Source organism: Streptomyces nodosus, assembly GCF_008704995.1.
Taxonomy (GTDB): Bacteria; Actinomycetota; Actinomycetes; order Streptomycetales; family Streptomycetaceae; genus Streptomyces; species Streptomyces nodosus.
In genome coordinates this window covers 3,525,084-3,544,137 of the sequence record NZ_CP023747.1, presented here as the reverse complement: position 1 = coordinate 3,544,137, position 19,054 = coordinate 3,525,084, and the positions used below count along the sequence as shown (strand labels likewise).

14 protein-coding genes, 1 tRNA gene and 1 pseudogene are annotated in these 19,054 nt (G+C 71.4%); 8 read left to right on the top strand and 8 right to left on the bottom strand.

The window, feature by feature from the left end; all coding sequences use genetic code 11:
* The first annotated feature begins 329 nt into the window (after nucleotides 1–329).
* From ispD to CP978_RS15950, 5 genes are all read left to right on the top strand, one after another.
* On the top strand, nucleotides 330–1,094 hold the full coding sequence (ispD, locus tag CP978_RS15970) for a 2-C-methyl-D-erythritol 4-phosphate cytidylyltransferase (RefSeq protein ID WP_043441512.1): 765 nt from the start codon (nucleotides 330–332) through the stop codon (nucleotides 1,092–1,094).
* Nucleotides 1,084–1,578 (top strand): 2-C-methyl-D-erythritol 2,4-cyclodiphosphate synthase, encoded by a 495-nt coding sequence (gene ispF, locus CP978_RS15965; protein WP_043441510.1) that lies wholly within the window; start codon nucleotides 1,084–1,086, stop codon nucleotides 1,576–1,578. The genes ispD and ispF overlap by 11 nt, the downstream gene beginning before the upstream one ends.
* 252 nt (nucleotides 1,579–1,830) lie before the next feature.
* Nucleotides 1,831–3,231, top strand: coding sequence for a cysteine--tRNA ligase (cysS, locus tag CP978_RS15960; RefSeq protein ID WP_043441509.1), 1,401 nt, complete (start codon nucleotides 1,831–1,833; stop codon nucleotides 3,229–3,231).
* 97 nt (nucleotides 3,232–3,328) lie between these two features.
* The gene (gene rlmB / locus CP978_RS15955; RefSeq protein WP_043441507.1) at nucleotides 3,329–4,270 is read left to right on the top strand and encodes a 23S rRNA (guanosine(2251)-2'-O)-methyltransferase RlmB; all 942 of its coding nucleotides are present in this window, start codon (nucleotides 3,329–3,331) and stop codon (nucleotides 4,268–4,270) included.
* A gap of 245 nt (nucleotides 4,271–4,515) precedes the next feature.
* Complete coding sequence (locus tag CP978_RS15950; RefSeq protein WP_221500914.1) at nucleotides 4,516–6,273, top strand: DoxX family protein; 1,758 nt, start codon at nucleotides 4,516–4,518, stop codon at nucleotides 6,271–6,273.
* Nucleotides 6,274–6,391: 118 nt separating this feature from the next.
* Here CP978_RS15950 and CP978_RS15945 read toward each other — a convergent pair whose 3' ends face one another.
* The 3 genes from CP978_RS15945 to CP978_RS15935 form a co-directional block, all read right to left on the bottom strand.
* Entirely contained in the window at nucleotides 6,392–7,123 is a 732-nt protein-coding gene (locus CP978_RS15945) for a nucleotidyltransferase family protein (RefSeq protein ID WP_043441504.1), read from the bottom strand.
* Nucleotides 7,124–7,206: 83 nt separating this feature from the next.
* A complete protein-coding gene (locus CP978_RS15940) occupies nucleotides 7,207–7,665 on the bottom strand; it encodes a hypothetical protein (protein ID WP_043441503.1) in 459 nt (152 codons plus the stop codon).
* Between the two features lie 236 nt (nucleotides 7,666–7,901).
* A complete protein-coding gene (locus CP978_RS15935) occupies nucleotides 7,902–9,041 on the bottom strand; it encodes an ABC transporter ATP-binding protein (protein WP_043441502.1) in 1,140 nt (379 codons plus the stop codon).
* A 224-nt stretch (nucleotides 9,042–9,265) separates the two neighbouring features.
* Between CP978_RS15935 and CP978_RS15930 the strand changes: the two genes are divergently transcribed.
* Nucleotides 9,266–9,342 (top strand) — tRNA-Thr (locus tag CP978_RS15930).
* A 75-nt stretch (nucleotides 9,343–9,417) separates the two neighbouring features.
* On the opposite strand, the pseudogene CP978_RS15925 reads toward CP978_RS15930, so the two are convergent.
* Nucleotides 9,418–9,552, bottom strand: a pseudogene (locus CP978_RS15925) (site-specific integrase); the annotation flags it as partial.
* 58 nt (nucleotides 9,553–9,610) lie between these two features.
* Here CP978_RS15925 and CP978_RS15920 point away from each other — a divergent pair.
* A complete protein-coding gene (locus CP978_RS15920) occupies nucleotides 9,611–10,141 on the top strand; it encodes an STM3941 family protein (protein WP_227745383.1) in 531 nt (176 codons plus the stop codon).
* Nucleotides 10,142–10,869: 728 nt separating this feature from the next.
* Here the strand turns inward: CP978_RS15920 and CP978_RS15915 are convergent.
* From CP978_RS15915 to CP978_RS15900, 4 genes are all read right to left on the bottom strand, one after another.
* Complete coding sequence (locus tag CP978_RS15915; RefSeq protein WP_227745382.1) at nucleotides 10,870–11,232, bottom strand: hypothetical protein; 363 nt, start codon at nucleotides 11,230–11,232, stop codon at nucleotides 10,870–10,872.
* 334 nt (nucleotides 11,233–11,566) lie between these two features.
* The gene (locus CP978_RS15910) at nucleotides 11,567–11,884 is read right to left on the bottom strand and encodes a hypothetical protein (protein ID WP_043441498.1); all 318 of its coding nucleotides are present in this window, start codon (nucleotides 11,882–11,884) and stop codon (nucleotides 11,567–11,569) included.
* A 140-nt stretch (nucleotides 11,885–12,024) separates the two neighbouring features.
* Nucleotides 12,025–15,675 carry an ExeM/NucH family extracellular endonuclease gene (locus CP978_RS15905; protein WP_052454140.1) on the bottom strand — a complete coding sequence of 1,217 codons (3,651 nt, stop codon included), beginning with the start codon at nucleotides 15,673–15,675 and terminating at the stop codon, nucleotides 12,025–12,027.
* 283 nt (nucleotides 15,676–15,958) lie between these two features.
* Nucleotides 15,959–17,617, bottom strand: a complete 1,659-nt coding sequence (locus tag CP978_RS15900; RefSeq protein ID WP_043441496.1) for an FAD-dependent oxidoreductase — start codon at nucleotides 17,615–17,617, stop codon at nucleotides 15,959–15,961.
* 237 nt (nucleotides 17,618–17,854) lie between these two features.
* Between CP978_RS15900 and CP978_RS15895 the strand changes: the two genes are divergently transcribed.
* Complete coding sequence (locus tag CP978_RS15895) at nucleotides 17,855–19,012, top strand: SchA/CurD-like domain-containing protein (protein WP_043441493.1); 1,158 nt, start codon at nucleotides 17,855–17,857, stop codon at nucleotides 19,010–19,012.
* The last annotated feature ends 42 nt before the right edge of the window (nucleotides 19,013–19,054 follow it).

Below are 19,054 nucleotides of genomic sequence, written 5' to 3'. Positions count from 1 at the left end.
CACCCTGACGCGGTGCGCCCGTACCCGGACGGGCATGCTTTCGTTCGCACGCCGGCGGTGATGCGCACGCCACCGCCGACGTCAGCCTTGCCGACGAGCGAAAAGCTGGAGCCCCGCCCGGATGCCGTACGAAGACGGGACAGCCGCACACGGAAAACCCCCGGCCCCCCGGTGTGCCGGGCCCGGACGGACGGCTCGACCGGAGCGTCACGGAAGGGTCCGGTCGAGGCCTTGCGCCCGGCGTTCCCCGTGCTCGCGGTCGCTCGCGCGGGGGACACCCCCAGGCCAATACCCACCACGGCCGAGCACACAAACCTTGACAGGAACCGATGTCTGACGAATCGCACCCTTCGCCCACCGGAGTACGCACGGCGGTCGTGATCCCGGCCGCGGGCCGGGGCGTACGCCTCGGCCCGGGTGCTCCCAAAGCGCTGCGCGCCCTCAGCGGCACGCCCATGCTGGTCCACGCGGTGCGCGCGATGGCCGCGTCCCGCGCCGTCTCGCTGGTGATCGTCGTCGCCCCCTCCGACGGGGTGGCCGAGGTCACCTCGCTGCTCGACGCCCATGTGCCGGCCGGGGACACCGTCGGCCGGACGGACTTCGTCGTGGTGGCCGGCGGGGACACCCGCCAGGAGTCGGTGAAGCGGGGCCTCGACGCGCTGCCGCCGGGACACGAGATCGTCCTGGTCCATGACGCGGCCCGCCCGCTCGTCCCGGTGGAGACGGTGGACGCGGTGATCGAGGCGGTACGGGAGGGCGCGCCCGCCGTGGTTCCCGCGCTGCCGCTCGCGGACACCGTGAAGGAGGTCGAGCCGGCCGGCACGCCGGGCGCGCCGGAACCGGTCGTCGCCACGCCCGACCGCTCCCGGCTGCGCGCGGTGCAGACTCCGCAGGGCTTCGACCGGGCGACGCTGATCCGGGCCCATGAGACGGTCACGGACGAGGTCACGGACGACGCCGGCATGGTGGAGCGGCTCGGGCTGCCGGTGGTCACGGTCCCCGGCCACGAGGAGGCCTTCAAGGTGACCCGGCCCCTGGACCTGGTGCTGGCCGAGGCGGTTCTGGCGCGCAGGAGGCTGACCGATGGCTTCTGAGGCGCCGCTGCTGCCCCGGGTGGGCATCGGGACCGACATCCACGCCTTCGAGGAGGGGCGGGAGCTGTGGTGCGCGGGTCTGAAGTGGGAGGGCGAGGGCCCCGGCCTCGCGGGCCACTCGGACGCGGACGTGGTCGCGCACGCGGCGTGCAACGCGCTGTTCTCGGCGGCCGGACTGGGTGACCTCGGGCAGCACTTCGGCACCGGCAGGCCCGAGTGGTCCGGGGCGTCCGGGGTCACCCTGCTGACGGAGGCCGCACGGATCGTGCGCGCCGCGGGCTTCACCATCGGCAATGTCGCGGTCCAGGTGGTCGGACCCCGTCCGAAGATCGGCAAGCGGCGCGAGGAGGCCCAGCGGATCCTCTCGGAGGCGGCGGGCGCCCCGGTGTCCGTCTCCGGCGCGACCACGGACGGCCTCGGCTTCCCGGGCCGGGGGGAAGGACTGATGGCCGTCGCCACGGCACTCGTGGTGCACACCGGCTGAGGGCGTGCGGGGTACCGTCCCGGCGCCGGTACCCGTGCCGGCTGCCGTTCCAGCGCGCCGGTACCCCGTGCCCGCTGCGGTTCCGTCCGACCGGAGACTCCGACCCGAGATGAGGGAGCCCGGCCGTGCCGGCGGTGACGGTGCGGCACCGGCCTCGGGTTCGTCACGAATGCGGTCACGAATGCGGTCACGAATGCGGACGTCGGCCGCATCAGGCGTGAGGCACCCCCTCCCTCCCACTACCCTGGACACGTGACTATTCGCCTGTACGACACCAGTGCCCGGCAGATCCGTGACTTCGCCCCGCTCACGCCGGGTTGTGTCTCGATCTACCTGTGTGGCGCCACCGTGCAGGCCGCACCGCACATCGGGCACATCCGCTCGGGCCTCAACTTCGACATCCTGCGCCGCTGGTTCGAGTACCGCGGCTACGACGTCACGTTCATCCGCAATGTGACGGACATCGACGACAAGATCATCAGGAAGGCCCACGAGCAGAACCGCCCGTGGTGGGCCATCGGCTACGAGAACGAGCGCGCGTTCAACGACGCCTACCACGCGCTCGGTTGCCTGCCGCCCAGCTACGAGCCGCGTGCCACCGGCCATGTGCCCGAGATGATCGAGATGATGCGCGGGCTCATCGAGCGCGGGCACGCCTACGAGGCCGAGGGCAACGTCTACTTCGACGTGCGCTCCCTGCCGGGCTATCTGTCGCTGTCCAGGCAGGACCTCGACGATCTGCGCCAGCCCTCCGAGGAGGGCGAGACCGGCAAGCGGGACCCGCGTGACTTCGCCATGTGGAAGGCGGCGAAGCCGGGGGAGCCGAGCTGGGAGACGCCGTGGGGACGCGGACGTCCGGGCTGGCACCTGGAGTGCTCGGCGATGGCCCACAAGTACCTGGGCTCCGTCTTCGACATCCACGGCGGCGGCATCGACCTGATCTTCCCGCACCATGAGAACGAGATCGCCCAGGCCGAGGGCTTCGGTGACGAGTTCGCCCGCTACTGGCTGCACAACGCCTGGGTCACCATGAGCGGCGAGAAGATGTCGAAGTCCCTCGGCAACTCCGTGCTCGTGAGCGAGATGGTCAAGCGGTGGCGTCCCATCGTGCTGCGCTACTACCTGGGCACCCCGCACTACCGCTCGATGATCGAGTACAGCGAGGAGTCGCTGCGCGAGGCGGAGTCCGCGTTCGCCCGCATCGAGGGGTTCGTCCAGCGCGTCGTCGAGAAGGCCGGCGGTGTCGTCGAGCCCGCCGACGAGGTGCCGCCCGCCTTCGCCGAGGCGATGGACGACGACCTGGGCGTGCCGCAGGCGCTCGCCGTGGTGCACACCACCGTCCGGCAGGGCAACAGCGCGCTGGCCGCCGACGACAAGGAGGCCGCCGTGGCCCGGCTCGCCGAGGTGCGGGCCATGCTCGGTGTCCTCGGTCTCGACCCGCTGGACGCCGGGTGGGCCGGGGAGGGCGACCAGGGCGAGGATCTGCACGGTGTCGTGGACACCCTGGTGCGGATGGTCCTCGACCAGCGCGAGGCGGCCCGCGCCCGCAAGGACTGGGCCACCGCGGACGCCCTCCGCGACCAGCTCAACCAGTCCGGGCTCGTCATCGAGGACAGCCCGCAGGGCCCGCGGTGGACGCTCGGCCCGCGCTGAGCCGGTCACCGCATCGATGATCGATTGTGCCGTCCGGCCCTCCGGGCGGCACACTGCATGGACGTACAGACGTCAAGCCTCGGGAGACAGATAGCTCATGGCCGCGAACAACCGCCGCATGTCCGGCAAGAAGGGCGCGCAGGTCGGCAGCGGCGGCCAGCGGCGCCGGGGCCTGGAGGGCAAGGGTCCGACCCCGCCCGCCGAGATGCGCAAGGGGCACGCCAAGCAGCGTGCCGCACAGGCGCGGGTGCGCCGCTCCCAGGGACGCCCCCCGCAGCGCCGTACCGGCGCCAAGGGGACCTCCGAGCTGGTCGTGGGGCGCAACCCGGTGGTGGAGGCGCTCCGCGAGGGCGTGCCCGCCTCCACCCTCTATGTCCAGCAGTTCGTCGACAACGACGAGCGGGTGCGTGAGGCGCTGCAGCTCGCCGCCGAGCGCGGCGGGATCAACCTCATGGAGGCCCCGCGCCCCGAGCTCGACCGGATGACCAACGGGCTCAACCACCAGGGTCTGGTCCTCCAGGTCCCGCCCTATGAATACGCCCACCCCGAGGACCTCGCCGAGGCCGCGTCCGACGAGGGGGAGGACCCGCTGATCGTCGCCCTCGACGGGGTGACCGACCCGCGGAACCTCGGTGCCGTGGTGCGGTCCGTCTCCGCCTTCGGCGGGCACGGTGTGGTGGTGCCCGAGCGGCGCGCGGCCGGGATGACCGCCGGCGCCTGGAAGACGTCCGCCGGTACGGCCGCCCGGACCCCCGTCGCCCGCGCCACCAATCTGACGCGCGCCCTGGAGGCGTACAAGAAGGCCGGGATCATGGTCGTCGGGCTGGCCGCGGACGGAGACGTCGAAGTCGGCGATCTCGAGGCCCTCGGGGGCCCGGTCGTGATCGTCGTCGGCAGCGAGGGCAAGGGGCTCTCCCGGCTGGTCGGGGAGACCTGCGACTTCCGGGTGCGGATCCCGATGCCGGGCGGCGCCGAGTCGCTCAACGCCGGTGTGGCGGCGGGCGTGGTGCTCTACGAGGCGGCGCGCAGGCGGGCCTGAACGCCCAAGGCCGTGGTGTGACGGCGCCGTCGACGACGGTGGCGGGCACCCACGGCCGTGCCATGGCACCCGGGGTCCTTCTGTGGCCCCGGGGGACGGTGGGGCAGCAGGGTGGTGCGTGAGTAAACGGGTGTTCGTGTCGTTCCCTCGTACGGGGGTATCGGATCGTTCCGTGCGAGCTTGACGGGGTCCGGACAGAGCCGCCCCGGTCAAGGCAGTGTCCTAACCACACGTCACTCGGTTAGATGAGTGTGGAGACCAGAACACCCCGCACACCGACGGGGGACCGATCGTCGGGATTCGACGACGCTCCCGCGTTGAGCATGGTGAAGGTGCCGAGCGATCCGGCGCAGGTCATCGTCAGTCATGCGAGCTTCCGCGTGCAGTTGGGCGCGTCGCCCCGGCGTGCCCAGTCCCTGCGGGGCGCCGGGTCCCTCGACGCCGGACCGGACGTCGCACACCGGCCTGCCGCCGGCCGTCGTCGGCCCGTCGTCTGGAGCGGGCGGTCCGCGCCCGACGACACCGGTGCCCACCGGCTGCTCCAGGCCGTGCGGACGTCGAGCGTGGTCCACGGTGAGCAGGGGGCCGGGGACCCGGGCGCCACCCAGGTCCTCCCGCGCATCGGGGCCGACGGCCTGCCGGGGACCGGCGGTTACGACGCCAGCTACGGCATGTCCACCCAGGCCGTCGGGGCGCCGGTCGCCGGGAGCCGGCGCGCCCGCCGCCACGGCGGGTCCCCGCTGCTGCCGGGGATGCGCAGCGCCGGCAGCGCCTACGGTGACACCGCCCGGGGCACACCCGGCTACGGCGGGCCCGCGTACGGCGACCAGGACCGCCCCGGATCCTCCTACGACAAGCCGGAGTTCACGGGCCGGGGCCGACGGCGGGCACAGCCGTCCCGGCGGCACGGCGCCCCGCCCGCGTCGGCGGCCGGCGCCTCGCAGGTGCGGCACGCCTACTACCCCGGCCGCCGGTTGAACCTGGCCGTGGTGCTGCTGCCGCTGCGCATCCTCCTCGGCTCCGTCTCCGTCTGCGCCGGGATGGGCAAGCTCTGCGACCCCGTCTACTTCGACGGCGGCAAGCGGGGCTCCCTGGTCGCCTGGCTCGACACCCTGCACCCCTGGGAAGTCGCCGAGCCGCTGCGGCAGTTCGCGCTCCAGCACCCGGTGGGCAGCGGACTGCTCATCGCCTTCCTCCAGGTGATCGTGGGCATGCTCACGGTCCTCGGGCTGTGGCAGCGGGCCGCCGCCGGGGCCGGGGCGCTGCTGTCCGTCGCGCTGATTGTCGCCGTGAGCTGGCGGGCGGCGCCGGTGTACCACGCGTCCGACCTCCTGTACCTCGCCGCCTGGTTCCCGCTGATGCTGGCCGGGGCGCCGGTGTACTCGGTGGACGGCCGCCTCTCGGGCAGCGCCTGGCGGCGGCTGGGCCCCCGGGCGGGCATCTGGGAACTGCGGCAGTACGTACTGCGCCGGGGCGCGCTGGTGGCGGCCCTGGTGACCGGGGTGACCCTGCTGGTCGGCTCGCTGCTCGGCGGGGCGGTGCGGGACGCGAACCGGGTCGTCGTGCCCGGCCCGGGCGAGGCCCCGCGCAATGAACTGCCCGGTTCGCCGCTGCCCGGGACGCCGGAGAAGCGGCACCGGGCGAGCCCCTCGGCCTCCGGGTCGCCGGAGTCGGCGCCGGGCACCACCTCGGCGCCGTCGAGCGCGATCACCACACCGGGCGCGACCGGCAGGGCCGGAGCGGCCGGCGGTGCGACCACCGGTGCGGGCGGCGGAGCCACCGGCTCGGCCTCGGGCGGCCGGCCGAGCCAGACCCAGGGCACCACGGGCCAGGCCCCGCCGCGCCACTCGGCGCCGGCACAGCAGGCCCCCCGCACCAGCTCCGGCCCCTCGTCCTCGGGCGGCACCGGCACGGGCAGCCCCTCGGGCGGCACGAACAGCGGCGGCGGGGGCGGCAGCAGCTCCGGCGGCTCGGACCGTCTGGTGGGCGGGCTGCTGGGGTAACCCCCCGACACGATCACGCCGAAAGGGACCCGCACACCTGGTGTGCGGGCCCCTTTCCATGACGGAAGCCGACGGAGAAGAACCGGGGCGAGGCGACTACGGGCGCCCCGACCGCCCGTCAACGCCCCAGGGCCGCCAGTTCCTTCGCCGCCTCGGTGAGGTCCTTGGCCGTGTCGATGGCCCGCCAGTACGCACCCTGGGGGATCGGGAAGCCCGCCAGGCGGCGCTCCCGGGCCAGGCGCGGGAAGGTGGTGCGCTCATGGTCGCCGCGCTCGGGGAGCATGGTGGCGAACTCGGCGGAGAAGACATAGACGCCCGCGTTGATCTCGAACGTCGACGGCGGGGCCTCGATGAAGTCGGTGACATGACCGAAGCCGTCCGTCTGGACGGCACCCCAGGGGATGCGCGGACGCGCCAGGGCCAGCGTGGCGACGGCGTCGCGCTCGGTGTGGAAGTCCGCCATGTCGCGCAGCGAGAAGCGGGTCCAGATGTCGCCGTTGGTCGCGTACCACGGCCGGTCCGGGTGGGGGAGATGCTTGGCGGCGTGGCGCAGACCGCCGCCGCGCCCCAGGGGCTCCTTCTCGACGACCGTGGTGACATGGACGGGCAGATCTGCCGAGTCCAGCCACTGCCGCAGGACATCGGCGAGATGCCCGCAGGAGACCACGACGTCGGTGACGCCCTCTTCGGCGAGCCAGGTGAGCTGGTGGCCGATGATCGGGGTCCCGGTGCCCGGGATCTCCACCATCGGCTTGGGCCGGTCATCGGTATAGGGACGCAGCCGCGAGCCCTGGCCACCGGCCAGGATGACGGCTTGAACGGGGCGCGAGGCGGCGTTCGGATCGGTCATGACCGAACTGTACGACCCGCGCCCCGACGGCTCCCCGGGCGGTCGGGGCCGGCGCCCGGCGGGCGAGGTCCGCTCGCCGGGCCCTAGCGGTGCTGCGCGGCCACGCCCGAGGCGAAGGAGGTGTCGCAGACCGGGCGGGCGTAGGACTGGGCGCGCGAGGGGCCGTACAGACGGACCGCGGCGCGGCCCAGCGCACGGGCGATGGACACACAGTGCTTCGCCAGCGACGGGCGGCCGTTGACGGCGCGCTGGAGGTCGGTGAGCGCGACGCCCGGATCCTTCTCCTGGAGCTCCAGCAGCAGCCTGTCGCGCAGCAGGTCCTGCGGGGCGCGGGTGGCGGTGCGCGGGGAAAGCTCTTCGGAGGCGGCGGCGAGCACCGAGCTCGACGGGCTCCCCGTCCAGTTGACGCGGGTGACCGCGAGGGTCCCGGACAGCACCAGGACGACGGGCAGTACGAGGGCGAGGGTGCGGCCGATCCCATGGGCGGGGCCACGGCCGTGCCCACGGGGCCGGGGAGGAGTGGAGTGCTTCGTGTGCTTCACGCGAGTGAGGGTAGCGCGGGGTAGTGATTTGGCGACATTTAGTCACCGTTTCGAGGGATGGGAGGTCGCTGATTCCGGGGTAGGGGGTTGACGCGAGCTGCTCGAAATGACGTGTATGCCGGGGTGGTCCCGGACCATGACGAGGGCCCCGCGGCAAACCGCGGGGCCCTCGTCACTCGTCCTGGGGGAATTCACCCCGCCAGGGGGTGCTCCCGGGGGTTCCGGTGGACGGGACCTCAGTCGGAGAGGCGCTCGCCCGTCGAGGTCGAGAACACATGGGTCTCGCCCGCGCGCGGCACGACATGCAGCTGGGCGCCCTTGTCCGGCACCTGGCGGCCGTTGACGCGGACGACCAGGTCCTTGGACTCCCCGCCGACCTCGGCGGTGCCGTAGACATAGCCGTCGGCGCCGAGCTCCTCGACGACGTTCACGGAGACGGCGAGGCCGGCCGGGGCGTCGTCGCTGTCCTTCGACAGGGACGAGGCGGCCGCCCCTCCGCCCAGCTCGACCACGTCGAAGTGCTCGGGGCGGACGCCGACGGTGACCGTGGTGTCGCCCTTGTCGGAGGCGGCCTTGAGGGCCTCGCGGTTGATCGGCACCACGCTGTTGCCGAACTTCACACCGCCGTCGGTGATCGGGACCTCGACCAGGTTCATGGCCGGGGAGCCGATGAAGCCGGCGACGAAGAGGTTGGCCGGGCGGTCGTACATGTTCCGCGGCGAGTCCACCTGCTGGAGCAGGCCGTCCTTCAGCACGGCCACCCGGTCGCCCATGGTCATGGCCTCGACCTGGTCGTGGGTGACATAGACGGTGGTGATGCCGAGACGGCGCTGGAGGGACGCGATCTGCGTACGGGTGGAGACCCGGAGCTTGGCGTCGAGGTTGGACAGCGGCTCGTCCATGAGGAACACCTGGGGCTCGCGCACGATGGCACGGCCCATCGCGACACGCTGGCGCTGACCACCGGAGAGCGCCTTCGGCTTGCGGTCCAGGTACTCGGTGAGGTCGAGGATCTTCGCGGCCTCCTCGACCTTCTTACGGATCTCCGCCTTGTTAACGCCGGCGATCTTGAGCGCGAAGCCCATGTTGTCGGCGACCGACATATGCGGGTAGAGCGCGTAGTTCTGGAACACCATGGCGATGTCCCGGTCCTTGGGCGGCAGGTGCGTGACGTCGCGGTCGCCGATGCGGATGGCGCCGCCGTTCACGTCCTCGAGCCCCGCCAGCATGCGGAGCGAGGTGGACTTGCCACAGCCGGACGGGCCGACCAGGACGAGGAACTCCCCGTCCTCGATCTGGATGTCGAGCGCGTCGACGGCGGGCTTCTCGGAACCCGGGTAGATCCGGGTCGCCTTGTCGAACGAGACAGTGGCCATGCTGAAGGGCCCCCTTCACCGGCAGGAACGTGCCGGACGGTCCGTTGTAAAGGTGGTTGCCACCACGGGGTTCCGTTGTGGTGTGGTCCACGAGGGTGAACTGGCACAGGACGGTACCTGGAGTTTCCCTGATCTGTCAGTACCCGGGGGACTGTGAACTTCGGGGAAATTTTCGCCGGGACCCCGCCGAGACCTGGGTACACTGCACAGGCACATGGCTGCACGCCTCCTTAGCTCAGCTGGTCAGAGCGCCGCTCTTGTAAAGCGAAGGTCGTCGGTTCGAATCCGACAGGGGGCTCCACGCACTACCTGGGACGACGCCCTCACGATCCATGATCGTGAGGGCGTCGTCGGTAGTTCTCGACGGCAGTCCCGCTTACCGGCGCCGTTTGAGCAGGCGGTCCATGTGGCCCATGGCCTCCCGCCGGTCGCCGTCGCTCACGTGGGTGTAGACGTTCACCGTCACCGCGATCTGTGAGTGCCCCAGGATCTCCATCACGGTTCGGGGTGCTGGACGGTCCGCGAAAAGGCTTCCGCCGACGAGGGCTCTGGTCCTATCGTCTGAGCCCGTGACCAGAAACGGCGTTCCATTGCCCCCGACGGTCTACCCGCTCGCCAAGGGGCGTGTGTGGGCCATGCTGGCCGGCTCTCTGGTCTTCGTTGCTCTGGGCATCGTTTTCCTGGTCGCCCACAGCACCGTGACGATGACTGTGGCGGGGGCGCTGGTCGTGCCCTTCTTCGGGTTCTGCTCGGTGAGCATCGTCCAGCGCCTGCTCCGCCACGGCCGACCGGAGCTGGTGCTGGACGACGCGGGAGTGGACCACGCGAGGCTGGGCCGGTTCGGCTGGGACGAGATAGCCGCCGTGCGGATACGCGAGCAGCGGGTGCGTAACACCTCGCAGCGGTTCATTGAGCTAGTGCTGCACGACCCGGACGCCTATCTGGCTCGAGCACCCAAGCTCGTCCGCAGTACTGCGTCCATGAACGCACGACTCGGCTTTGGTCCGGCCAACATGACCACAAACACCTTGCCGGTGCCGCCTGAGGCGATCCTGGACGCGATGCGGCGCCACCACCCCGCACTCGTAGTAGAGCACTGAGCGCGCCCGTTGGCCGACTCGTTTTCCCCAGGTGTCCCCCCGGCAGTGCCTGCTATCAGGGAAAGCACAGGTCGCAGGGCGTGGGCGGAGCCCGCTGTAAATCTGACGGCAGTCGTTGACGGCAACAGGCGTGCACGGCGCCGTACCGCGGAAGGCATACGCACACTCCGTAGGCCGGGACTGAGGCCCGAGGACCTGAACTCGGATTCTGCGGGGGGAACGTGTGAAGCGAAGGCCGTCGGTTCGAATCCGACAGGGGGCTCCATGACGGAACAGCACGAACGCCCCGGGGCGTTCGGCGCGCACGGGGGACCTCAATGCTGGCGGTCGCTCACGGCGCCCGAGCAGGCCCATGCCACACTCGGCAGGCCCGGCTCGCGGGCGTACCTGACTCGGGAGTGCGCAATGGACCCGCGGCTTAGGAGGCTTGGCAACGGCCTGATGACCTGCCTCGCCATGGCTTGGTTCGGCCACCAGGCCCTATACGGCGAGGGGCTGCTACGGATCGGTTCCGCCCTCATGCTGGTGATGACCGTGATCGCGGTTGCAGACGCGGTCCTCAACGACATACGTCGTCGACCGAAGCGGCGCAGATCCCGTGAGCGGGACGCTGGTTGAACCGGCCATGCCGCCACTGGCCCTGGGCGCGCGCAGAGCAGCGCCTCGGCCCACTTGCCCACGTGGCGGCCGCTTCGACCGCTCCCGCCGTACCATCCGGCCTCTTTCGCTCAGCGGATGTCGAAGGTGGCGATGACGCGCGCTGGGGCGCGGAAGGTGTCGAAGCCGAAGGGGGAACGTTCGACCAGGATGTCGACGCCCCCGCCGGGCCCCGTGCGGTAGTAGCTCCAGGCAGGTCCTTTGAGCGCCGGCCCGCACAGTCCCTCGGGAAGTTCGCCGTCGTCCTGGGCGAGCCCGTAGGCACTGCTGTATTTCTTGTCGAACAGGGAGGCCCCCTCCGGGAGGAGCCCCGCGCGGTGCAGGTAGTCCGGCATCTGCTTGCTCAGGAAGGAGACCTGGGCGCTGCCGTTCTTGGTGACGTAGTGAACGTCCGCAGCGTCGGCGGGGATCGGTACACCTCCGGCCGAGATCACTTTCGGTAACATCGTGTCGCTGCCCTCACAGGCTCGGGCATCCCCGAAGGGATGGAACAACTCGTCCTTGAACAACCAGACGAGGCTTCCCGCCCCGAGGACGAGGACGGCCGTCACAGCCGCTAGACAAGACAGCCGCCGCCCCATTCCGGAACGTCCGCGGTCTGTGTCGTCCACATCCGCCAACTCGTGGGAAACCGTTCTCCCGCCGGCCTCTTGCGCATCAGACATGACCGCCCCCATCAAGACGTGCTCGCACGTGACCGCGGCAGCATAGGGGCGACTGGGATATGGCACCGCGCCCCTGGGGCGTTCGGCGTGCGGGTGCGAGGCGTCAGCCGTGCTCGACCGCGAGGATGACCGCGTCCAGGAGCAGCAGAAGCACTCCGGCCGAGAGGACGAGGGCGCCGAGCATCCGGAACCACCAGGACGGCTGCTGATGCTGCTCCACCATGGTCAGGCTCATGGCTGCCCGGGCCTTGTGTTCCAGCTGGGCCTGGCGCATGCGGGTGAGCGCGTCCGCTGTTCCTCGGATGTTGAAGGCGGCCGCGCCACCGCCGAGGGTCGCCAGCAGGCCGAGCATGCCCAGGAGGACCAGGCCGCCGGTCGGTGTGCTCGTGTCGCTCGCAGCGGAGAAGAGTTCCACAGACATGGGCGTGATCATGTCAGCCTGGTCGATGCGCCGAGTGGCGCTGTGATCACGATTTGCGGAACGGGAGTCTTCCCCTGGGGGAAGGCTCCCGTCGTGAGCTCCGCTCGTCGGTGCGGGTGCGCCGACGTGGCCCGGGTCGGCTAGCCGACCGTCACCGTTGTCTCGGCCGTCCCGGCGAGCACCTTGGCGTCACCGGAGTACTTCACGGTCACGGTGTGCTTGCCGGTGGTGCGGAACACCGGCAGCTTGATGTTCGCCACGCCGCCGCCGCTGATCGTGGCGCAGAAGGACCGGCCGTCGACGGTCACCGTGACGGTGCCGGTCGGCTTGGCGCCGGTGGCCGTGACCGTCACATGCGCCATGACCTCGGTCTTGTTCACCACGACCTTGTTCGGGGTGATCTTGAGGTCGATCTTGGAAGCGACCTTCCCGGACTGCGATCCCGTGTTGAGGCCGACGACGACGGGGTCGTGGTCGGAGGCCGAGAACGGGTCGGCGGCGTTGAAGAGCTGCGTGGCGTTGTAGTTGTAGCGGCTGTAGTTGAAGGCGACCGACTCCTGGGCGTTGATCTGCCAGACCGTCGCACCGGTGACCATCGCCTTCGCCGCCGGGCTGGCGACGATGTGGTCGAGGGTGCCCGCGAGGCCGTGGAAGGAGTAGGAGTGGTGGTCCGGGTCGTACGCCGATCCGAGGTCGGTGTAGCCCTGGCCGTACAGGTACTCCATCGGGTCCTCGTGGTTGTAGGCGTTGAAGTCGCCGACGAGGAACAGCTTGTCCGTCTTGAGCGCCCGCGCCTGCTCCTGCGCGAAGGCGAGCATGTCGTGCGCCTGGTGCGTGCGGGTCTCGTTGTACGCGCCCTGGTCGTACGCGGGGCGGGTGTCCTCCTTGTCGCCGGGGTACAGACCGGCGCCGGTTCCGCCCTTGGACTTCAGGTGGTTGGCCACGACCAGGAAGGCGTCGGAGTCGGCGGTGCCGGCCGCCTTGAAGCCCTGGGCCAGCGGCTCGCGCGCGATGGAGAAGTCCTGACCGGGACCGGAGAGGTCCTTCAGGATGTGCGAGGCCCCCACCGGGGAGACCTCGGCCGGCTTGTAGATGAACGCGGTCCGGATGACGTCCTCACTGGCCACCGCAGGACGGTCCGCAGCCGCCGGCGACGGGACGTAGGCCCAGGTACCGGCGCCCGCCTTGGCGTTGAGGGCGTCGACCAGGCCCGCGAGGGCCGTGTCGCGGTCCTCCCCGAACTTGGCCGAGTTCTCGACCTCCTCGAGCGAGACGACGCCGGCCCCGAGGCCGATGATGCCGGTGACGATCTTGCTCTGCTGCCGCTGGAAGCTGACCTGGTCGGCGGCGCCGCGCGGGCCGGTGGCACCGCAGTCGTTGACCGCGATGTGGTTGCCCTGGCGGTCGTTGTAGAAGGAGCACTTGCCCAGGCCGCCGGCGATGTACCGGTCGCCCGTCATCGGGAAGTAGTTCTGCACATTGAAGGTCGCGAGGCGGACCTTGCCGCCCACGGCCGCCGGCTTCGCGTTCTGGGCGCGCATGTCGGAGAACGAGACGATGTCCTTGCCGGCACCGTTGACCTGGCCGGTCGGCTGGAAGTTCCACAGCGAGCCGCGGTACTCCAGGACGACGGGCTTGTGGAAGGTCACCTTGGCGCCCACGCTGACCGGGTTGTCGGCGGTGAGCCAGGGCAGCGGGTCGTTGGCGGCGGGGCTGGTGGCGGTGTAGCTGACGCTCGCGCCGTCGTCGAGGGTGATGGCGTGCGAGGCGTTGTAGTCGGCGGCCTTCTGTGCGGCGTCACTGCCGGCGGGGCCGACATCTGTCGGCTGGCGCAGCACCTTGTCGCCGGCGGCCAGTCCGACCTGGCCGTAGAAGTTGGTGTTGTAGTTGTCCGCCACCGTGAAGTTGCCCTGGGGGGCGATGAGTTCACCCTCGTGCGCTTCCTTCTGGGCGTCGGTCTCCAGGTCGCTCCACGCGATCCTGGTGGCCGTGACGGGCGGAAGCGGGGTGGACAGCTTGGTGACGGTCGGGAAGGTGATCTCGGTCTGGCCGGCGTACTCCTGGACCGTACCGCGCACCTGGACGCTCTCGCCGACCTTCACATCGCCGACCGACTGCGCCCCGTAGACGAACACGGCGTCCGAGGCCCCCGGGGTCTTGTCGTCGGCCACGGTGCCGCCGGCGCCCCCCGTCTCGATGTAGAAGCCGTTGAACCCGCCGGTCGCGTACACGGCCGTGACGACACCCTTGGTGGTGACCGTCTTGCCCGCCAGCGGCGAGGTGTCGGTGTTGGTGCCCTGGATCTGGGCGATGGTCACCTCGCCGGCGTCACCGCTCGTGTCACCCTGACCGGTTTCACCGGCCGAGTTGATCGGGGCGAGCTGTCCGGTGATGAAGTCGGCGTGGTTGTCGTCGGTGTCGGTGCCCTCCGGGGTGCGCACCGCGGCCGTGTCGATGCCGAGGTTGGTGCCCTGGGCCGCGCCCTCGAAGGTGTTCGCGTCGCCGTAGCCGAGCGCGTCCACGAGGTGCGCGGCGCCCGTGATGTCGCCGGTCGGCAGCGTCGGGGCCGTCGTGGTGTCCAGCAGCGCCACGAACGAGCCGCTGTAGTTCATGTTCAGCGAGATCGTCGCGTCGGGCGTCGGCAGCGCGGCCCCGTCTCCCGCGGCGTCGGCGCCGGCCTTGATGAGGAAGTGGCCGTGCGCCGGAATGGTTCCGGAGATCGGGAAGTCGGCCAACGGCGCGCCGGCAGCCCGGTTGTACGCGCCGTAGGCGATCGAGTGGCCGGTCAGATCGACCGCGCGGTCCGTCGGGTTGTAGAGCACGATGAAGTCGTTGGCGAACGGCGCGTTGGTGTAGCCGCCGTCGCCCCAGACCTGGCTGATGACCACATGGTCGGCGCCGGCGCCGGCGGCCTGGGTCGTCAGCGTGAAGGTCGCGTGCTCCGTGACGTCCGCACCGTCCGTGACGGTCAGCTGCACCGTGGCGGAGCCGGTCGCGTCGGGGGTGCCGGTGATGCGGCCGGTGGCCTTGTCGATCGAGGCCCAGGCCGGCAGGCCCGTCGCGCTCCAGGTGTACGGCGACGTGCCGCCGGTCGCCAGGGGCGTGAAGGAGAACGCCGTGCCGACCGTGGCGGTCCGGGGGCCGATCGTGGCGACGGCCAGCTTGCCGGCGGCGCTGCCGTCGTACGTGGAGTTGCGCGGGTTCGGCGCCGCGACCACGAAGTCGGCGTTGTTGTTGTCGGTGTCCACCCCGGGGGCCCTGCGGGTGACGGCCATGGTGTTGCTCGGCGCGGGAGCGTCGCCGCCCTCGACGATCGAGCCGCTGCCGAAGCCGACCGTGTCGATGACGGCACCGGTCGCATCGGCCAGCGTCACCGAGCCGTCGGTCGCCGACATCGCCAGCTGGCCGCTCGCGTCGGGGGTGGGCAGCGGCGTGGTGCCGCCGGTGCCCTGGGCCTCCTGGATCAGGTAGTAGCCGTGGGCCGGCACGCTGCCCGAGAGAGCCGTCGTCCCACCGAGGTTGCCCTTGGCGCTGTAGTACGACACCGCCCAGCCGCGCACGTCGACGGACGCGTCGGTGGGGTTGAAGAGCTCGATGTAGTCGTTGGTGTAGGTGGAACCGGAGTTTCCACCGCCGCCGTACACCTCGTTGATCACCAGTCCGGTACCGGCCGGGTTGGCGTGGGCGGGCGCGGCTATGAAGCCGCTGAGACCGGTCACGGCCATCGCGAGGGCGGTGGCCGTGCACAGCGCCCGGCGGGACCGGGCACTTCTCGGGAGGGGCTGAGACATGAAGTTGCTCCTGGAACTAGGGAGAAACAAGCCACATGTGAGCTCGAACCCGAGCAATGCAAGGGGAGGGAAACCAGCAGATCCCGGCCGGGATGCGAACGGCATGTGAAATGCCCTCCTGGTTTTCCCCAGGGCGACCGGGACGCCGTTCGATCGGATGTCAGGTCGGCGCGGCCGACCGCACCCTGCGTCAGCGCGCCTGTCTCGGCCCGGTGTTCGCCCTCGGGCGTCATCCGGACCGCCGGGCTCTCCGCTTTTCCGGCGCCGGTGTCCGGTGCGGGGATCAGTCCCGACGGAGCAGTTCCGCCAGGACCTTCCGCAGGGTGGCCTCCGGGTCCGCCGCGGCCTTCTCGGAGCGCCAGGCCACAAAGCCGTCCGGACGGACCAGGAGCGCGCCCTCGGTCGTGATGCCGTGGGCGCGGGCGAAGTCGGGCGGGCCCGAGTCGTCGCCGGGGTCACCGTCGAGGGCCAGGTCGGCGCCGGGGCCCGGGCCGATCCGGTGGGCGTCGAGCGGTACGGCGGCGCTGCGGGCCACCCGGTGGGCCGCCTGCTGCCAGCCGGCCGTGCCGCGCGCGTCGTCGAGCAGCACCAGGGACCGTTCGTACAGATCGAGTGTGGAGAGCCGTCCCCCGGGCCGGCGCAGCCAGAGGTGGGGGGCGCGGCTTCCGGGCCGTCCGGCCGGGCGCAGCGGGTCGGGCGCCGGCCGGTTCTCGCCGGCGCCCACCACGGCGCCCTCGGGGTAGTGGTGGCCCAGGACGATGTCGAGCAGACCGTCACCGCGGCCGGCCTCGATCAGGCCGGGGGCCGGGGAGAAGCCCGGATGGGCGTGTTCCACGGAGCGGGCCGAGGCGCGGGCGCCGGTCGCCAGGGCCACCGGGCGGCGCTCGGTGCCGTAGGTCTCGAGGAGTCCCGGCCCGGCCCAGCCGCCGAGGACGGCGGCCAGCTTCCAGGCCAGGTTGTGCGCGTCCTGGATGCCGGTGTTGGAGCCGAACGCCCCGGTGGGGGACATCTCATGGGCGGCGTCCCCGGCGAGCAGGACCCGGCCCTGCCCGTACCGGTCCGCGACCCGTTCCGCCGCGTGCCAGGACGCCCGGCCGGTGATCTCCACATCGAGGTCCGGGACGCCGGTGGCCCGGCGGATGTGCCGGGCGCACCGCTCGGCGGTGAAGTCCTCGGGCCGCTCGCCCCGTTCCGGGTGCCAGGGCGCGTGGAACACCCAGTGCTCCTTGTTGTCGACGGGCAGCAGGGCGCCGTCGGCCTCGGGGCCGTTGAGATAGCAGCAGAGGAAGCGCCGGTCACCGACCACGTCGGCGAGCAGCCTGGACCGGAAGGTGACGCTCACATTGTGGAAGAGGTCGCCGCGCCCGCTGTGCCCGATGCCGAGCCGGCGCCGCACCGGGCTGCGCGGGCCGTCCGCCGCGACCAGACAGTCGGCGCGGACGGTGTACCGCGTGGCGCGCTCCCGGTCCCGTACGACCGCGGTCACCCCCTCGGGGTCCTGCGCGAAGGACTCCATCTCATGGCCGAACCTGAGGTCGCCGCCGAGCTCCCGGGCGCCGTCCAGCAGGACGGGCTCCAGGTCGTTCTGGCTGCACAGGCACCAGGAGGTGGGGCTGTGGCGGGCGAGTGAGCCGTCCGGGTCGATGTGCCGGAACAGCCATGCGCCGCCGTCGCCGGCCAGTGACCGGGTCCGCAGGATGCCGTGGTTGCCCGCCAGCAGCGAGGCGGCCGCCCTGATGTCCGCCTCGATGCCGGCCACCCGGAACAGCTCCATCGTCCGCACGTTGTTCCCCCGTCCGCGCGGATGCACGGAGGTGCCCGGGTGACGCTCGACGAGGGTGTGCCGCACCCCCTGGCGGCCCAGGAACAGGGACAGCGACAGGCCCACCAGCGAGCCGCCGACGACGAGGACCGGAACCCGGTGGCCGGTTTCTTGGTGCATCGGAGCCTCCGGAGGCAGCGGGGCGGGTGCGGGACGCGCTGCAGTTTCCATGCCCGGTGGGGGCGGGTCCGCGGGGCCGGTCACCCGCGTGGTTCAGGCCCGCGTGTCGCGTCACCCACGTGGTTCATACGAGTCGCGCACGGACGGGGACCGGCACACGATCGAGGAACGCTGACGTCGTGTCACCCGCGGCCGACGTTGACCTCTGCTCCCCCTCCCGAAGGAGAAGTGCGCAGCATGACCACAACGTCTGAACGTGTTTCAGAACCGCTGACGCAATCGGCGTCGAGACGGGTCTCCCAGTCCGTGTTCGACGGCTCCAGGCTCCGTGTCGTCCTTCTGGTGAACGTCTACGACGGGGCCCAGCAGCAGTTCCTGGAGGCGTACGAACACCTGTGCAGTCAGGTCGCGTCCGTGCCCGGGCATGTCAGCGACCAGCTCTGCCAGTCGATCGAGAACCCCTCCCAATGGCTGATCACCAGCGAGTGGGAGAGCGCCCCGCCCTTCCTCGCCTGGGTGAACAGCGAGGAGCATGTGCAGATGGTGCGGCCGCTGCACAGCTGCGTCCGGGACACCCGTTCGCTGCGGTTCCACATCGTGCGCGAGACCAAGGGTGTGGCGTCGGCCGGCTCCGCCGCGCGCCGGCTCCAGAGCGCCCCCCGGATCGGTGACGGCAAGATCCGGCACGCGCTCACCTTCACCGTCAAGCCGGGCAGCGAGCCGGAGGTCGCCAAGATCCTGGCGAACTACGCCCCGCCCGAGGCGCGGGTGGACGCCACCACCCGGCTGTGCCGCACCTCCCTGTTCATGCACGGCAATCGGGTCGTACGGGCCATCGAGGTGGAGGGCGACCTGCTCGCGGCGCTGCGCCATGTCGCCGTCGAGCCCGCGGTGCGTGCCGCGGAGGAGGCCCTCAACCCGTATCTGGAGCAGGAGCGGGACCTCAACGACCCGGAGGTCGCGCGGGTCTTCTTCACCCGGGCGGCGGTCCCGGCCGTCCATCATGTGACGTCCGGTCAGGAGTGTCCGGAGGCGGAGCGGCATGCGCTGTACTACCCGGCCCGCCAGGGCTGTGGCATGCGGCTGGCCCGGCTGCTGGCCCAGCAGGACGAGGCGGCGGCGGACGACCCGGGCAGCCCGGTCTGCGGCAGCACGATCTTCCAGCGCGACGACATCGTGGTGCGGCTGATCGATGTGCGGGGCGGCCTGGACGCCGACCCGGTGCTGTCTCTCGGACTCCCTGACCCGGCGCAGGCGGCCGAGCTGACCACCCTCCTGGACGGCGCCGCCGTCGGTGCGGACGGCGCCGCGCTCAAGGGCGGCGACCTCGCTCACTTCCTCACCCTCGCCCGCATGGCCCTCATCACCGACCGCCGGTCGTCCCCCGACGCCTGACCGGTACCCGCGGGCCGCGGCGGCCACGCCCGGCCGGTGCAG

Bases quoted from the DNA above. Each gene is read 5' to 3' on its own strand.
- CP978_RS15900 (WP_043441496.1), bottom strand. From the start codon at position 17,617: ATGCACCAAGAAACCGGCCACCGGGTTCCGGTCCTCGTCGTCGGCGGC.
- ispD (WP_043441512.1), top strand. From the start codon at position 330: ATGTCTGACGAATCGCACCCTTCGCCCACCGGAGTACGCACGGCGGTC.
- CP978_RS15945 (WP_043441504.1), bottom strand. From the start codon at position 7,123: ATGACCGATCCGAACGCCGCCTCGCGCCCCGTTCAAGCCGTCATCCTG.
- ispF (WP_043441510.1), top strand. From the start codon at position 1,084: ATGGCTTCTGAGGCGCCGCTGCTGCCCCGGGTGGGCATCGGGACCGAC.
- CP978_RS15950 (WP_221500914.1), top strand. From the start codon at position 4,516: ATGAGTGTGGAGACCAGAACACCCCGCACACCGACGGGGGACCGATCG.
- CP978_RS15905 (WP_052454140.1), bottom strand. From the start codon at position 15,675: ATGTCTCAGCCCCTCCCGAGAAGTGCCCGGTCCCGCCGGGCGCTGTGC.
- CP978_RS15895 (WP_043441493.1), top strand. From the start codon at position 17,855: ATGACCACAACGTCTGAACGTGTTTCAGAACCGCTGACGCAATCGGCG.
- CP978_RS15910 (WP_043441498.1), bottom strand. From the start codon at position 11,884: ATGTCTGTGGAACTCTTCTCCGCTGCGAGCGACACGAGCACACCGACC.
- rlmB (WP_043441507.1), top strand. From the start codon at position 3,329: ATGGCCGCGAACAACCGCCGCATGTCCGGCAAGAAGGGCGCGCAGGTC.
- CP978_RS15935 (WP_043441502.1), bottom strand. From the start codon at position 9,041: ATGGCCACTGTCTCGTTCGACAAGGCGACCCGGATCTACCCGGGTTCC.